The 1,732-nt window shown below is 70.0% G+C and carries 1 protein-coding gene; it reads left to right on the top strand.

The genetic code is table 11. From position 1 onward, the window contains the following. The first annotated feature begins 253 nt into the window (after positions 1-253). Positions 254-1,549, top strand: coding sequence for an SGNH/GDSL hydrolase family protein (locus tag X946_RS05260; protein WP_038744712.1), 1,296 nt, complete (start codon positions 254-256; stop codon positions 1,547-1,549). The last annotated feature ends 183 nt before the right edge of the window (positions 1,550-1,732 follow it).

A 1,732-nucleotide genomic window follows, 5' to 3' on the forward strand; every position in this document is an offset into this window, starting at 1 on the left:
GGCGACCGGCGACCGGCGACCGGCGACCGGCGACCGGCGACCGGCGACCGGCGACCGGCGACCGGCGACCGGCGACCGGCGACCGGCGACCGGCAACCGGCAACCGGCAACCGGCAACCGGCAACCGGAAACGAAGCCCGCGAAACGCAGTGCCGCAACTGACAAGCGCCGCCGCAGCCGATTTCCCCGCAACCAACGGAGCGCGCAACCCGAGTTCAGGCAAAATCCGAAGCTTTGCCGTGAGGAGTATCGAATGACGTCTCGCCGCTGGCTTTCCGCTCTTTCGTGCTTTTCGTGCTGTCTCGCGCTCGCTGCATCGCAGACGGCAAGCGCCGCGCAAGCCGACGCGCCCGCGCAGCCGGCGCGCTGGGTCGCGTCCTGGGCGACGGCGCTGCAGCCGATCCCGGATCTCGCGGCGCCGCCGCCGTTGTATCGCGCGCCGGACGTCGCGGGGCGCACGATCCGCCAGATCGTTTATCCGACGCTCGCGGGGCGAGCGGTCCGCATTCGTGTGAGCAACGCATACGGCAAGACGCCGCTCGTGATCGGCGAGGCGAGCATCGCTCGCTCGTCGGGCGGCGCGGCGATCGCGGCCGGCAGTTCGACGACGATGACGTTCGGCGGTCGGCGCGCGATCGAAGTGCCGCCCGGCGAGGAGCGGGAAAGCGATCCGGCCGCATTCGACGTGACGGCGGGCGCGCCATACGCGCTCAGCCTGTATATGGGCGCTCGCCAGACGATGGCGGTTTGGCACCGCGTCTCGAATCAGGTCAATTACGTGTCGACGCCGGGTAATCACGCGAGCGACGCCGCGCCCGACGCCTACCTGACGCGCTTCACGCAATCCGCGTGGGTGGCCGAGCTTGCGGTCGAGGCGTCGCGGCCGGGCGCCGCGACGATCGTGGCGATCGGCGATTCGATCACGGACGGCATGCGCTCGAGCCTGAACCGCAATCGGCGCTGGCCGGACGCGTTCGCGGCGCGGCTCGAGCGCTCGGGCGAGCACGACATCGGCGTGGTGAATCTCGGCATCAGCGGAAACCGGCTGCTGAGCGACTCCCGCTGCTACGGCATCGCGCTCGAGCGCCGCTTCGAGCGCGACGCGCTGGCGCGCGCCAGCGTGAAGGCCGCGGTGCTGCTGATCGGCATCAACGACATCAATTTTGCGGCGATGCCGGCGCGGTCGGGGCTCGATTGCGATGCGCCGCACACGCAGGTCGACGCGCAGTCGCTGATCGCAGGCTACCGCCGGGTGATTGCCGCCGCGCACGCGCGCGGCGTCGCGGTGTTCGGCGCAACGCTGACGCCCGCGTCGCTGCCGCCGGCGCGCGAAGCGATCCGCCGTGAAGTCAACGAGTGGATTCGGACGTCGGGCGCATTTGACGGTGTCGTGGATTTCGACGTCGCGTTGCGCGACCCCGCGAAGCCGTCGGCACTCCAGCGCCGCTACAACAGCGGCGACGACATTCATCCGAGCGATGCGGGGTACGCGGCGATGGCCGACGCGGTGCCGCTGGAGCGGCTGGCGGCGGCGGCTCGGCGCCGTTGAGCGTGCTGCGCCGACACGGTAAGCCGCGGCGACACAAGAATTTTGATGAAACCCTTAAAAAGGGCTTGCGTGAAAGCCGAGTGCTGCCTACAATCACGCCTCTTTCGCGCCAAGCCGAACGAGGCGCGAGAGGGGAAGCGGGAAGTTCCGATGCCGAGGTGGTACGGTCGAAGCGGTAGCCGG

This window comes from Burkholderia sp. ABCPW 111 (assembly GCF_000773065.1).
Taxonomy (GTDB): Bacteria; Pseudomonadota; Gammaproteobacteria; order Burkholderiales; family Burkholderiaceae; genus Burkholderia; species Burkholderia savannae.

Excerpts from the sequence above, each read along its gene's own strand:
- X946_RS05260 (WP_038744712.1), top strand. The coding sequence starts at position 254 with ATGACGTCTCGCCGCTGGCTTTCCGCTCTTTCGTGCTTTTCGTGCTGT.